This is a genomic window from Paraburkholderia sp. NMBU_R16 (genome assembly GCF_013282575.1).
In the GTDB taxonomy this organism is placed as follows: Bacteria; Pseudomonadota; Gammaproteobacteria; order Burkholderiales; family Burkholderiaceae; genus Trinickia.
This window is the reverse complement of sequence record NZ_JAAAYE010000005.1, coordinates 79916-92802: the sequence shown is the minus strand read 5'-3', so window position 1 is coordinate 92802 and position 12887 is coordinate 79916. Positions and strand designations below refer to the sequence as shown.

The window sequence follows — 12887 nt, the reverse complement described above, 5'->3', positions numbered from 1 at the left end:
GCATGCTCAGATACCGAACGCGGCTTTCGCGACTTCCCACCGGCGTTGCCGGTCGACGAGTCCGTTGACGCCGCCGTTGATCCGCTTGGTTAGCGCGACGAAATCGCCGCTATCCGCGAGGGCGCTGCAACCATGCCCATGCCACCACCATGCGGAAGCGCGGGCCGCGGCGAGCGCTTGCTCGAGCTGCTCGGGCTGCGTCTCGAGGTCGATGCCGAGCGCGTGGCCGCAGGCTGCATAGTTCGCTCGCCCCGTGATCTGAAGCAATCCTCGACCGCGGAACCTCCGCCCATCGCCGGGTCGCACATTGCCGAGTTCGGCTGCTTTTGGCGAGGGCGGCTCGTAGGCGAGCTGAGCCGCCGTCGGCCCCCACAGCTCGCGGGTGAGGGTGAAGCCGAGTGTTTCGTGGCCTGCCTGGGCGATGAAGGCGGCCAGGCGCGCCGGCGTCGAGATATCGAACTCGTCGAACGCGGCACGGATGGGCGCGTACCATTGCTCGACGAGCGTGTCCGATAGTTGTGCCGCAGCCAGGAAGTCATCGCGTGTCATGATCGACTCCGATCGTAGGTTGCGCGTGGGCATTCAGCGCTTGCACCAGACGCGCCAGCGGCTCGGGCCCCACGCTGACCCGGCCCGCGAAGGGCCGGTCGACGGCCAGCACGAAAAAGAATGCGAGCCCGAGCGTCAGAGCCCACGCGGCGATCAACGCGACGTTGAACATCGTGCCGGGCAGCGTATAGAGCAGCAGAAACGAGACGGCGCTCGCAATCAGCATGACCGCCCACAGCGTCGCCGGCATGGCGACATCGAGCGTCAGCAGGCGCTGATCGCGCAGTTTGGCCAGCTCGTTGACGCGCTTGAGCACCTCGCCGAGCAGCGCGCGCTGCCGTTCGTCGCGCGGCTGAATCCGGTTGACCTTGTCGAAGAGCGTGTCGAAACGCGCTTCCGACTGAGGATCGCCGGCTGCTTCTTGCTGCATCTTCGGCCATTCGAAACGCACGACGCCATCGAGATAGGCATGGAGCGCATCGACTGCCTGCCCCGCGGTCGGCTCGCCGAATGCAGCGAGATCGCGCGCGAGCTCGCCGGCCGTCGTGGCTTCGAGGTCGACGTTGTGGGCTGCGTCCGAGTAGGCTCCCCACACGTTGATGGCGGCGAACGCAATCAGCAGCGAGTTGATCGTGGTGATGACGGAGACCATCGCAATCGTCATCGATTGCTCTTCGGGCGCGGGACGCACGCGCACGACGCGGCGAAAGAAGGCATAGCCGCCCAGCGCGACGATCAGCGTCAGTGTGACGACGAAGAGTCCCATGATCGATGACGGCCAGTTATAGACGAAGAGCATGGCTTACTCCTTCTGACTGGACTCGGCCGCGGCGCTTGCGGCGGGCTTCGGTGCGTCGGGATGCAGAATGTTGCGCGTGAAGCTCGCCAGCCGCTGCTTGATCGCTTCCGCCGGCATGCCGCCCTCGAGCGATTGTTGAAGTTCGAGCAATTCCGCAGCGAGTTCGCCTTTCCATTGGACGCGCTCGGTCGCCGCCTGCGCGCGTCGCGCCTCGAAGGCGGCCTCCGCAGCCGGCCGCGGGTCGCCACGCACGAGCGTCTCGAGCGTTTCGACGAGCCGATGCAGCAGCCGATGCACGGCAGTCGCGGAGAATCCGCCCAGCATGGCGAGTGCCGGCTTGCCGAAGCTGCGCATGCTGCCGCTGTCGTAGAGATGAGAAGGCAGGATCTCCACTAGAATCAACCCGGCGATGATGCCGAGTATCAGGCGTGCGCCGTACGACGCGTCGTATTGCGGGTCGTACGTGGCGTTCGCCACGTATCGATGCGCTTGAAAGAGCGTGGCGAACGACGCGCCGAGGCCGGCGCACGACAGCAGAAAGAGCGCATTCAACAACAGCGGCATGCCGGACGAGTCGAGGAATCCCCGGTCGATGTTCGCCGCCGAGACCTCGGGCGGCAGCGACATGGCGATCACCGCGAACAGGAATGACAGCGCGCAGACCGTCAGCGTGCGAATCAGCGGCACGGGTCCCAGCCAGGAAAAGCGTTGGCGCCGACGCTCGTTATCAAGCAGTGCGACGGCTTGTGGCGTGGCCGGTGAAATCGCGATTGCGAGGCGCCGGTGAATCGTGGCGAGCGCGTGGCATAGCGGAGTCTGCGCGGACGAAGCCGCGCCGTTACCGATGCCTTCGGCGCCGTTCGTCGAAGCGCTCGCCGACTCGGGATCGATGGCGAGCAGCGGCGACAGTTGCGCCACGAGCTCCGGGGCGATCGCCATGCCGTGCCGGAGCGCGTAGCGAGCCATCGCGTCGCACTCCGTTTGCAGTTGCGCGATCAGCGCGTGCCTAGGCGCGGCCGGCGCAACCGCGGCACCGGCCGGCATGCCTCGAATGCCTTGATCGAAACCGATCTTGGGCGAGGGGTATTGCACACCGATTCGGACAGCACACATGATGAGGTCTCCTGTTGCTTGGGGACGTTGCGGGCGTCTTCTATTGGTCGCTGCTAGAGAATGACCTCGTCGCCGCAGTTTCCGCCGGGTGTAGGCACGAGCAGGCTGCCCCGGTCGCGGTACACGAACATGTCGGACCAGTCGCGTAGCGTGTAACGCACTTCGGCGAGGCGCCCGTCTGGCGCGCAGTAGAACTGAATGGCTTTATCGGCGCCGAAGAAGAAGTCATGCAACTGCGCATCTTTCAGTTCATCGAGCGGCACGCGTTTGCCGGCATGCTGCGCGAGATACTGTCCGAGGTTCGTACGGCCGACGGCACGCGCCATGGCCGCGATCTCCGTGAAGTAGCCTGCCGGCGTATACCCGCTGCAACTGCCATAGTGGCTCCAGCGCTGTTGCAACGAATTGCGGCTCGCCGACGACAGATAGCGTTCGACGCCGGTAGGCAGGCTGTCGGCGGCGAGCGCGGTCGCATCGCAATCGACGCGATCCGCCCGCAGCGCGATTGCTTTGAGCATCGGAGGCGGGGCACCCGCGTCCGCATCGGCGCCGCCGGACGCGGCGCTCTTCGCCGCCTGGGCGATGCAGGCGGTACTCCCGTTGTTCTCGTCGCACGATCCTGCTTTCCACGAAAGTGCGAGCGTCCAGCTTTGCGCATGGGCGCCGATCGAAACGAGGCCGATCGCCGCGACCAGTGCGGCCGGCCGGATTCTCCAGTGCGATAGCGTCGACATGTCGATGTTCTCCTGTCGTTTTGATACCGGTGCGCGGCGCCGTCGCCATACTCGCGGCGTGCGCTCGCGCCTCGAGCGTGCGTCGCGTCCTTACCGGTAGACCTGTGGCAGCAGCCGGCGAATGTTTTGCAATCTCGGTAGACCCGCGCCGAAGCGGTTCGATGGATCGTTCGCCGAAACGGGTGTGCAGATCATCCGGATCAATTGAAAGAGCGCGGCGACGCGTTGCGGTCCCCTCGGACCGAGATAGCCGGCAAGATGCGGATCGCTCAGCAGCAGTGCCGCGAGACCGGTGATGTGAGGCGCTGCCATCGAGGTGCCGGACTCCGGATTGAAGGCCGCACCCGGTACCGTCGACACGATCCCGACGCCCGGGCCGCACACGCCGATCTGCGGCCCATGACACGAGAACGTCGGCGAGAAGAGCCCGTCGGCAGTCAGCGTTTGCGCGATGACCTGCGTCTGTTCCCAGGCGCTCGGCGGTAGTTCCCGGTGCAGCCCCAACGCCGAAACGGCGAGTACGTAGGGCGAGGCCGCCGGATATTGGACGGGGCCGCCGGAGTTGCCGGCGGCGACGATACAAGCGACGCCGCTTTGTACCGCTTCGATGAGCTTTTGTTCGACCGCAAGCGAAGGCTGCGGCGCGCCGAGACTCATGTTGACGACATCGATATCGTGATTGATGCAGTAGTCGAGCGCTTCGATGAGCGTGCTGTATTGGCCGCTCGGAAAGACTTTCAGCACGTGAATCTCGGCATCGGGGGCGAAGCCGCGCATGGCGATACTCTCGGTTTTCGCCTGCTCACCGATGCGTGCGGCGATGACGCCGGCACAATGCGAGCCGTGGCCGATCACATCGGTCTTCCACGTGGCCGGGTCCTGCTCATTGGTCATGTCAGCGCCGCGCAGGATATGGCTGAGCAACGGATGCGAGGTGTCCGCGCCGGAATCGATGATGGCCACGCGCACGCCCGCTCCGCTTGCCGTGGTCGGCGATTCGTCGAGTCCCATGATCCGCTGTCCCCAGCCGAGCGGTGCGAACGGCGGCACGTTGCGGTTTGGAAGCCATAAAGGCGTCAGCTTCACGATGTTGGCCTGATCGCTCGCGAGCGACGGTCCGACGAGATAGCTGTTCCAATACGTATGCGCGGGCCGAACCGAGAGCGACTGCACCGGCCCGTTGCTCATTTGTACGAGCGTCAGCGTGACTTCTCCGTGTGCGTTCGTCGTGCCTTTGGCCGGAAATCCGTCGGCGGCGACCTCGACTACGGCGTTGGCGACGGGTGCGTCGTCCGTGCCCAGCACACGAATGGTCACCTGTCTGAGCGCGGCCGACGAGAACGCCGATTGCGGGTTCAGTTGCGCGCCGGCGTCGGCGTCGGGCTTGCGGCCGTAGCCGAGCGAATGGTCCTCTTCGACGATCATCTCGGGCGGCGCGGTCGCCTGCAGGATCTGCGCGTGGGTAGGATCGACCTTGACCACGTACGTGTCGGTCGCTTCGTCGGGGCGCGCCGACATCATGCGCGCATTCTTGTGGCCGGCCAGGACCCGAACGACTTCGACACCGGGCAGGCGGTCTATCGCATTGCTCATGTCGCCGGCGGACATCGGCGTTACGGCGGCTTGCCTCGCCAGTACGCCACGGCGTGGCGCAATCAGGTACTGGCGCTTGCCGCCGGCTACCGGGACGGCGGCGTTTCCTGCCGCGGCGGCAGGCGAGGTCTTCGGCGTCGAATCGGTGTCGCCTTCGGCCGCGGATTTCGGCGCGGCCGGCTTTTTGTCCTTGTCCATTGCAGTCTCCTTCGCGTCGCCGTGAGAACGACGCATCGATCGACGGACGAACGCGGCGGCAAAGCCGGTAAGTTCGTCCGTCCGTCATGAGGGGCGTGCTGCCGCGCATGTGGCCGGCGCGACAGCAAGGGGCTTCCCGTTGCGTGTCAGTGCAGGGTTCCGAGAGCGGACACGTGCATCGGCACCGCCATCGGCTGCGCCGCGAACGGCAGCATCGATGCAAGGCCTCCGGCGATGTTGCCGATCAGCCCTTGCGGCATGAGCGGGGCTGATTGAGGTTGTGCCGAAAAGGGCAGAAAGCGTGCGAAGTGTCCCGCGAGATCGCCGATCTGTTGGCCGAGGGCCGCGTTGCCCAACGCATTGCCCAATGCGCTGCCGACCGTCGGAGCGACCGCGCTCGCGATGTTGCCGAAGGCGCCCTGTGGCATGAGGGTGGCTTGTTGCGGCTGCACCGAAAACGGCAGGAACTGCGCGAGATGCCCGGCAACGTTACCGATTTGCTGGCCGAGTGCGCCGTTGCCGAGTGCGCTGCCCAATGCGTTGCCGACCGTCGGGGCCAGCGCGCCTGCGATGTTGCCGAAGACGCCTTGAGGCGCGAAGGCCTGTTGAGGCTGGACCGAAAACGGCAGGAACTGCGCGAAATGCCCGGCGACGTTACCGATTTGCTGGCCGAGTGCGCCGTTGCCGAGTGCGCTGCCCAATGCGTTGCCGACCGTCGGGGCCAGCGCACCTGCGATGTTCCCGAAGACGCCTTGAGGTGCAAAGGCCGCCTGGGGAGCGAAGGCGGTCTGCGGCGCAAAGGCGGCTTGCGGTGCGAAGGCCGTTTGCGGCTCGACGGCGAACGGCAGAAAGCTGGCGATATGCCCTGCCACATTGCCGATGGCCCTGCCTGCGCTGGGATCGCCCAAAAGACCGCCCACGGCTTGACCTACGGTCGGCGCGAGCGCGCCGACGATGCCGCTGAAAATGCCTTGCGGTGCATAGGCCATGGGCGCAACCGTTTGCGGCGCCATGGATTGCGGGGCGACGGCCTGCGGCATCGCCGCCAGCTGATGAACGTGCACGTACGGCATATGCGGCACTACGCCGGCAAAAGCAGGATGTACGTAAGTCATTTCGGAATCCTCGATAGAGAGCGGAATGGTCCGGCGCGTAAGTCGAATGGAGTGCGTGCGCCGGTCACGTGCCGATCGCGGATGAAACAACCCGGGCGCCGTTGGCACCTATTGGGCGAATCATCTGAACAATCGACGAGCCGATTGTGCGAGTGCAGCTTCGCCGGCTCCATACGGCAAATGCGGTACATCGCAATCAAGAAGATTCCGGCGGCTGCAAAAGGTCGTCGAGCCATCCGGCCGCCGCCGCCATGAAAATCAATGCACAGACGTTGGGAGCGCCGGTTTTTCGCAGCAGATTGGCTCGATGCTTGCGCGCGGTCATATCGCTGATCGAGAGCGCTCGTGCCGCCTGTTTGTCGCTGAGGCCGGCCGCGAGAAGCCTTAATATTTCCCGCTCGCGAGGCGTGCAAACAACGGTCAGCCGCAAATCATCGTTTTTTTGAGGGCGTCACGATTGAGCCGAAAGTAATGCGTAGCGAGTTGAGACGACTTCGTGAAATGGAATTTACCCAGCAAGTTTTCACGATGTTTACGTGCAGTCGCGATCGAAATCGAAAGTTGATTGGCAACTTCGCGATCGGTAAGGCCTTTCGCGATCAATTCGAAGACGATGTTTTCCCGAGTGCTGATGTTCAAAATGACCCCCGACGATGGGTTGATCGAGCATCCCTTTCGTCGTGAAGGTCGCGGTGGTACAGGCTGACGTTTTCGATCGGCTATTCGCCGATCCCCCGTATACGCATATTTCCGGCAAAAGAGGATGCTGCCAAGGCAAACCTTCTGTAACCGAATAGACTGAAAACGTTTTAAATCGAACCCGGCTCGAGAATGGCCGAACTCGTTTCCATGCTGACGTGAAGTCGTGGTGGTAAGGGGCGGTCTCCGATTTATTTTTTCCAATCTTTGATGCGTGGAATATAGCCTAATTGAAACTTATCGGGTGTTTTGTCGGGCGAACTTGTATTGATACATACCGATCTGTTTATGCTGGATCGGCCTATACTAAAACCGTCCTGCATGTGAACGGCGAAGGGAGGGATCATGCCCGCGCTCGATGGTTTTATCGGTGCAATCGGCAATACGCCACTGCTGCGCCTTGGCAAACTCAGTGCCGAGACCGGATGCGAGATTCTCGGCAAAGCGGAATTCATGAATCCGGGCGGTTCGGTCAAGGACCGGGCGGCCCGCTACATCATCGAGGATGCCGAGCGCCGCGGGACGTTGAGCCCCGGCGGCACTGTGATCGAAGGTACCGCCGGCAACACCGGCATCGGCCTCGCGCACATCTGCGCGGCCCGTGGCTATCGCTGCGTCATTGTGATTCCCGAAACGCAGTCGCAGGAGAAGATGGATCTATTGCGGGTGTTAGGTGCGGACGTGCGGCCCGTGCCAGCCGCGCCGTACAAGGATGCGAACAACTATCAGAAAATCGCGGGCCGCCTGGCGCAGGAAACGGATAACGCGATCTGGGCGAACCAGTTCGACAATCTCGTCAATCGTCAGGCGCACTATGAAACGACGGGCCCGGAGATCTGGCGCGATACGGATGGCCGAGTCGACGCGTTCGTGTGCGCGACCGGCACGGGCGGCACATTGGCGGGCGTGGCGCGGTCCCTCAAAGAGCGCAAGCCGGAGGTGAAAACGGTATTGGCCGATCCGTATGGAAGCGGGCTCTACCACTTCGTCAAAAGCGGAGAAATCAAAAGCGAAGGCAGCTCGATCACCGAAGGTATCGGTTCGAGTCGCGTGACAGCCAACCTCGAAGGCACGCCAATCGACGACGCCGTGCGTATCGACGACCAAACTTGCGTCACGATGGTTTATCGCCTGCTGCGAGAAGAAGGTCTTTTCGTCGGTGGATCGACCGGGATCAATGTGGCGGCGGCCGTGCAGGTGGCACGCGAAATGGGGCCTGGCCATACGATCGTGACTCTGCTGTGCGATCGCGGCAGCCTCTATTTCGCGCGCTTGTTCAACAGCGAATGGTTGCGGCAGCGCGGACTACACGTGCCGCAGTCGTAGCGGCGGCGGGAGACGCCGCTGCTACGAGTCGGTCTTGGCTGTCAGACCGATGACCCGGCCGACATACCAGGGTATCGGTAGGGAAGTCCGGGCCGACGCCAGTGTACGGACGCGTTCGAGGACATCCTCGTCGAACGGCGCGGCGCGCGGCCCGAGCGTATCGACGTGCAACAGCATCTGCTCGCCGGCGGCCACCGGGTCGGACCGGCCTTCGGCGAACATCTCGAAGCCGACGTGCAGGCGTTTGCGATCATGTGCGAGCACACCCACCGCTACACGCACCGATGCGCCCTCTTTCACCTCATGCAGGTAGCTGATATGTGCCTCGAGGGTATAGACGGAGCGATGACGAGCCGTTCGCTGCACATCGTCGAGGCCGATCGCATCGAGCAGTGCATCCGACGCATAGCTGAAAAGCAGCATATAGAACGCATCGCGCAAATGGCCGTTGTAGTCGACCCATTCGCGGCGTACGACGTCCCGGTATTCCACCGGCGGGATAGGGACCTGCATGACAGCGCTTGCCTCCTCGTCATTCGTCGAAACGCAATCCGTGCTTCGCCTTGGCATCCGCAACGGCTGAGAGGACGTTCGTAATGCACTCGTCGCGATACCGTTCCAGCGCTTTGATCGAACGCGTGCCGACCTGCTCGGCGGTGCCGGAGACGACGCGATCGACCAATTCGTCCGTCAGCGCCGGCGCAGCGAGCTTAGTCCAGGGCAACTCGAGTGCCGGTCCGAATTGCTGCATGAAATGGCGCATGCCCGCATCGCCGCCGGCCAACGTATAGGTCAGGAACGTGCCCATGAAAGACCAGCGAATACCCGCGCCGAAACGGATAGCATCGTCGATTTCGCCGGTCGTTGCCACACCTTCGTTGACGAGGTGCAGTGCTTCGCGCCATAGCGCTTCCAGCAACCGGTCGGCAATGAAGCCCGGCACTTCCTTGCGCACCTGCAACGGGCGCATGCCGAGCGAGCGATAGATCAGCATGGCCGCGTCGATCGTGGCGGGCGCAGTCTGCCGCCCGCCCAAGACCTCGACGAGCGGCAACAGATAGACGGGATTGAACGGATGCCCGACGACGCAGCGCCCCGGATCGACGGCATCCGCGTAGAAATCGCTAGGTAGCAGGCCCGATGTCGAGGATGCGATGATTGCGTCGGGACGCGCGGCACGGCTGATCTGTCCGTGCAGCGAGCGTTTGAGTTCATCGCGCTCCGGCGCGCTTTCCTGAATGAAGTCGGCGTCGGCCACGCAGGCCTCGATCGTACGGACGAAGCGCAACCGTACCGGCGACGCGCCGGGTTTGACGCCGGCGCGTTCGAGTGCCGGCCATGCGTTGGCAATATTGTCGCGCAGCGTGCGTTCGGCTCCGGGGGCGGGGTCCCACGCCACCACATCGAGTCCGTTTGCGAGGGCGCGCGCTACCCAGCCGCTGCCGATCACGCCCGTGCCGATCGCCGCGAAAGTTCTGATATCGACATTGACAGCCATGGATGATGATCCTGTGTATTGATTCGATTTACGCCAATTGCTCGATCGCACGCCGCTCGAGAAGCCGCTCGCCGCGCGCGGGTAAGCCGAGTTTGCGGCGGCCCTCGGCCGGCGTGAGCACGCGCGCACCGAGCCGCTCGACGATTTCGCATGCCCGTTGTACGAGCGATCCGTTCGAGGCAGGCACGCCCCGGTCGAGCCAAAGGTTGTCCTCGAGTCCGACGCGCACATGACCGCCGAGCAACATTGCCTGCGCGACCATGGGCATCTGCATCCGGCCGATGCCAAAACCGGCCCACATCGCACCGGCCGGCAGGTTGTCGACCATCGCTTTCATCGTCGTCGTGTCGGCGGGCGCGCCCCATGGAATGCCAAGGCAGAGCTGAAACAGCGGCGGGGCGTCCAGCAACCCCTCCTCGAGCAACTGCTTGGCGAACCAGAGGTGTCCCGTGTCGAAAATCTCGAGTTCGGGTTTTACGCCAAGCTCTTGAATTCGCTTGGCGCCGGCACGCAGTTGAGCAGGCGTCGATACATAGACGTAATCGCCGTCGCCGAAATTGAGTGTGCCGCAATCGAGCGTGCAGATTTCGGGCAGCAATGTCTCGACGTGCGCGAGGCGCGTGAGGCCGCCAACGAGGTCTGTGCCGGCGCCGAAAAGCATCGGATCTTCGCCCGCGCCAATTTCCAGGTCGCCGCCCATGCCCGCCGTCAGGTTGATGATGATGTCCGTGTCGGCGCTGCGTATCCGATCGACGACCTCCCGATACAGTGCGGGATCGCGGCTGCCGCGGCCGGTGCGCGGGTCGCGCACGTGGCAGTGTGCGACCGTGGCTCCGGCTCGGGCGGCTTCGATCGCCGCGTCGGCGATCTCTTTCGGCGTGACGGGAATGGCGGGATGTTTGCCGACCGTGTCGCCGGCCCCCGTCACCGCGCATGTCACGATGACTTCGCGATTCATGTGGTGGATCCTTTCAAAGTGATTCGGAGTACGAATGAGCTCGGGGCCTGGAAGCGGGCCGTTTTGCGACTTACAAGCCGAGGTGCGACTTGACGGCCGCCAACCCGTCTTTCCCGTCATAGGTCGTGACGCCCTCGAGCCAGCGGTCGAGTACCTGAGGGTGCTGGCGCAGATAGGCTTTCGCGGCATCGGCGGGCTTTTCTTTCGCCATGACGGCCTGCATGACCTGGTTCTCGAGTTGCGTCGAGAACCGCAGGTTCGATACGAGCTTGCCCGCGTTGGGGCAGCGTGCAAGATAGTCGGACGAAGTCATCGTATAGACGCGTGCTTCGCCGTAGTTGGGACCGAACACTTCGTCGCCGCCCGCGAGATAGTTCATCTGCATCTCGATGTTCATCGGATGCGGTTCCCACCCGAGGAATACGACCCACTTCTTGTCGCGGATCGCGCGGTGCACCGTCACGAGCATGCCGGCCTCGCTCGATTCGACGAGCTTGAATCCGCCGAGCCCGAACTGGTTCGTATCGATCATCTTTTGAATTTTTGCGTTCGCGCTGCTGCCCGGCTCGATGCCGTAGATCTTGCCGTCGAGCTCCTGGCGGTGCTTCGCGATGTCGGCAAAAGTCCTTAGCCCCGCCTCGTACTCATAATTCGGGACTGCCAGCGTCGTCTTCGCGCCCGAGAGGTTGGGTGGCTGCAAGACCTGGATCTCCTTTGCCTCGACGAACGGATCGACAGCCTTTTCCTGTATGGGCCACCAGTAACCCAGCGACACGTCGATCTGCTTGTTCTTCAGACCGGCCAGCGAGATCGGCACCGATGCCACGGTGGTAGCGGGCCGATAGCCGAGCCCCTCGAATACCGTCGATGCGAGCGCGGTCGTCGATGTGATGTCGGTCCAGCCGATGTCGACGAGATGGACTGCGCGGCAGCCGGCCGGGTCTCGAGCGAAGGCGGGAATCGCCAAGGTGCACGCGAGACACGCCGAAAACAGCTTGAAGCGGACATTCATGGGTTCCCCTTTCGTCGGTTTGGCGCGCCCGCAGATCGACATGATGCGATGCTCAGCGCGTTGTCGGTTCGTCATCGATTGCGTGGGGTAAAAGTACAAGCCCATATTGTGCGAAAAGCGATTCGCAGCGACCCCTTCTTGCCTGCCAGCGACTATCGGGGGAAAACCGTACTTCATGCATCGGGGCGGCGTCGAGACGCTCCCCGAAACTCCATATGAACGCGGGCGCCGGAGTAATATGGGTTCCTTGTCGCCGCTGCTTGCCTGCCGTTCATGCCAGAAGACATCTCGTTCCTGTTGCTACCCGGCTTTTCGGCGATCGGCTTCATGTCGGCCGTCGAGCCGCTGCGTGTCGCGAATCGTCTGCGCGGCGAGCTTTACCGGTGGCATATCCTCAGTTTGGACGGGGCGCCCGTTGCGGCAAGCAACGGGATTTCCCTCAACGCAAAAGCTGCATTCGACGCGCCCGAGGCCACGAAAGCGGCCATCGTATTCATCGTGGCGGGGTTCGAACCGCTCGCCTGCTATACGCGAGCGCTGGGCGAATGGCTCAGGCGGCTCGATCGCGACGGCGTGACGCTGGGCGGCATCGATACAGGCAGCTTCGTGATTGCCGAAGCCGGTCTCTTCGGCAGGTCGGATCGCCTGACGCTGCATTGGGAAGCACTAGGCGCTTTTCGCGAGCGGTATCCGTCATTGCTTGCCGGCGATGAACTCTTCGCTGTCGATATGCGGAGGATCACCTGCGCGGGCGGAACCGCGTCCATCGACATGATGCTCGATCTGATCGGGCGTCGGCACGGAGCGGCATTGGCGGCTGCGGTGTCCGAGCAGTTCGTCGTCTCGCGCATTCGCCGGCGCTCCGATCATCAGCGCATGGAGATCGCCGTACGGTATGGCATTCACAATGCCAAGTTGATTCAGGCGATCGGCGCGATGGAGCAGAACATGGAGGAGCCGCTGACGCCGGCCGAGCTGGCGGCTGAAGTGGGCGTGACGCGCCGGCAGCTCGAACGTCTTTTTGGCGCCGCACTGCGCGACACGCCCACACACTTTTATCTGCAAATGCGTCTAGACCGTGCGCGCGAGTTGCTTCAGCAGACCGACATGAGCGTCACATCGGTGTGCGTCGCGTGCGGCTTCGAATCGCCGTCGCACTTTTCACGTAGATACCGCGAGCGGTTCGGGACAAGTCCGCGCCAGGACCGCCGCGCGCACAGCGGCAGCCCCCGCGAGCACAGCGACGAATTGGGGGCTTTGTCGACGCGGTAAGACCTGCCCTCTAGCGAACCC

The 12887-nt window shown here is 63.5% G+C and carries 14 protein-coding genes; 2 read left to right on the top strand and 12 right to left on the bottom strand.

Annotated elements, in window-relative coordinates; all coding sequences use genetic code 11:
- Positions 1-6: 6 nt before the first annotated feature.
- The 8 genes from GWC77_RS03920 to GWC77_RS30245 form a co-directional block, all read right to left on the bottom strand.
- Complete coding sequence (locus GWC77_RS03920; RefSeq protein ID WP_173255557.1) at positions 7-549, bottom strand: glycoside hydrolase family 19 protein; 543 nt, start codon at positions 547-549, stop codon at positions 7-9.
- Positions 536-1348, bottom strand: coding sequence for a DUF4239 domain-containing protein (locus tag GWC77_RS03915; RefSeq protein ID WP_173255556.1), 813 nt, complete (start codon positions 1346-1348; stop codon positions 536-538). Before GWC77_RS03915 ends, GWC77_RS03920 begins: the two co-directional genes overlap by 14 nt.
- 3 nt (positions 1349-1351) lie before the next feature.
- Positions 1352-2392: a hypothetical protein gene (locus GWC77_RS03910; RefSeq protein ID WP_173255604.1), complete on the bottom strand. Its 1041-nt coding sequence runs from the start codon at positions 2390-2392 to the stop codon at positions 1352-1354.
- Positions 2393-2514: 122 nt separating this feature from the next.
- Positions 2515-3195, bottom strand: coding sequence for a hypothetical protein (locus tag GWC77_RS03905; protein WP_173255555.1), 681 nt, complete (start codon positions 3193-3195; stop codon positions 2515-2517).
- 90 nt (positions 3196-3285) lie between these two features.
- Complete coding sequence (locus GWC77_RS03900) at positions 3286-4986, bottom strand: S8 family serine peptidase (RefSeq protein ID WP_173255554.1); 1701 nt, start codon at positions 4984-4986, stop codon at positions 3286-3288.
- Positions 4987-5132: 146 nt separating this feature from the next.
- Complete coding sequence (locus tag GWC77_RS03895) at positions 5133-6101, bottom strand: hypothetical protein (protein WP_173255553.1); 969 nt, start codon at positions 6099-6101, stop codon at positions 5133-5135.
- Positions 6102-6297: 196 nt separating this feature from the next.
- Positions 6298-6531 (bottom strand): response regulator transcription factor, encoded by a 234-nt coding sequence (locus GWC77_RS03890; protein ID WP_173255552.1) that lies wholly within the window; start codon positions 6529-6531, stop codon positions 6298-6300.
- Complete coding sequence (locus GWC77_RS30245; protein ID WP_367948992.1) at positions 6522-6740, bottom strand: response regulator transcription factor; 219 nt, start codon at positions 6738-6740, stop codon at positions 6522-6524. The genes GWC77_RS03890 and GWC77_RS30245 overlap by 10 nt, the downstream gene beginning before the upstream one ends.
- Before the next feature lie 405 nt (positions 6741-7145).
- Here GWC77_RS30245 and GWC77_RS03880 point away from each other — a divergent pair, with 405 nt between their 5' ends.
- Entirely contained in the window at positions 7146-8126 is a 981-nt protein-coding gene (locus tag GWC77_RS03880) for a cysteine synthase A (RefSeq protein WP_173255550.1), read from the top strand.
- Positions 8127-8147: 21 nt separating this feature from the next.
- Here the strand turns inward: GWC77_RS03880 and GWC77_RS03875 are convergent, their stop codons facing one another.
- From GWC77_RS03875 to GWC77_RS03860, 4 genes are all read right to left on the bottom strand, one after another.
- Positions 8148-8639: a thioesterase family protein gene (locus GWC77_RS03875; RefSeq protein ID WP_173255549.1), complete on the bottom strand. Its 492-nt coding sequence runs from the start codon at positions 8637-8639 to the stop codon at positions 8148-8150.
- 19 nt (positions 8640-8658) lie between these two features.
- The gene (locus tag GWC77_RS03870) at positions 8659-9624 is read right to left on the bottom strand and encodes an L-carnitine dehydrogenase (RefSeq protein WP_173255548.1); all 966 of its coding nucleotides are present in this window, start codon (positions 9622-9624) and stop codon (positions 8659-8661) included.
- A gap of 28 nt (positions 9625-9652) precedes the next feature.
- A complete protein-coding gene (locus GWC77_RS03865; protein ID WP_173255547.1) occupies positions 9653-10582 on the bottom strand; it encodes a 3-keto-5-aminohexanoate cleavage protein in 930 nt (309 codons plus the stop codon).
- Between the two features lie 70 nt (positions 10583-10652).
- Entirely contained in the window at positions 10653-11594 is a 942-nt protein-coding gene (locus GWC77_RS03860) for a choline ABC transporter substrate-binding protein (RefSeq protein ID WP_173255546.1), read from the bottom strand.
- Between the two features lie 273 nt (positions 11595-11867).
- Here GWC77_RS03860 and GWC77_RS03855 point away from each other — a divergent pair, with 273 nt between their 5' ends.
- Complete coding sequence (locus tag GWC77_RS03855; RefSeq protein WP_173255545.1) at positions 11868-12866, top strand: GlxA family transcriptional regulator; 999 nt, start codon at positions 11868-11870, stop codon at positions 12864-12866.
- The last annotated feature ends 21 nt before the right edge of the window (positions 12867-12887 follow it).

Coding starts and splice junctions, on each gene's coding strand:
- GWC77_RS03855 (WP_173255545.1), top strand. CDS start 11,868: ATGCCAGAAGACATCTCGTTCCTGTTGCTACCCGGCTTTTCGGCGATC.
- GWC77_RS03915 (WP_173255556.1), bottom strand. CDS start 1,348: ATGCTCTTCGTCTATAACTGGCCGTCATCGATCATGGGACTCTTCGTC.
- GWC77_RS03910 (WP_173255604.1), bottom strand. CDS start 2,392: ATGCCGGCCGGTGCCGCGGTTGCGCCGGCCGCGCCTAGGCACGCGCTG.
- GWC77_RS03905 (WP_173255555.1), bottom strand. CDS start 3,195: ATGTCGACGCTATCGCACTGGAGAATCCGGCCGGCCGCACTGGTCGCG.
- GWC77_RS03895 (WP_173255553.1), bottom strand. CDS start 6,101: ATGACTTACGTACATCCTGCTTTTGCCGGCGTAGTGCCGCATATGCCG.
- GWC77_RS03900 (WP_173255554.1), bottom strand. CDS start 4,986: ATGGACAAGGACAAAAAGCCGGCCGCGCCGAAATCCGCGGCCGAAGGC.
- GWC77_RS03860 (WP_173255546.1), bottom strand. CDS start 11,594: ATGAATGTCCGCTTCAAGCTGTTTTCGGCGTGTCTCGCGTGCACCTTG.
- GWC77_RS03920 (WP_173255557.1), bottom strand. CDS start 549: ATGACACGCGATGACTTCCTGGCTGCGGCACAACTATCGGACACGCTC.
- GWC77_RS03870 (WP_173255548.1), bottom strand. CDS start 9,624: ATGGCTGTCAATGTCGATATCAGAACTTTCGCGGCGATCGGCACGGGC.
- GWC77_RS03880 (WP_173255550.1), top strand. CDS start 7,146: ATGCCCGCGCTCGATGGTTTTATCGGTGCAATCGGCAATACGCCACTG.
- GWC77_RS03875 (WP_173255549.1), bottom strand. CDS start 8,639: ATGCAGGTCCCTATCCCGCCGGTGGAATACCGGGACGTCGTACGCCGC.
- GWC77_RS03865 (WP_173255547.1), bottom strand. CDS start 10,582: ATGAATCGCGAAGTCATCGTGACATGCGCGGTGACGGGGGCCGGCGAC.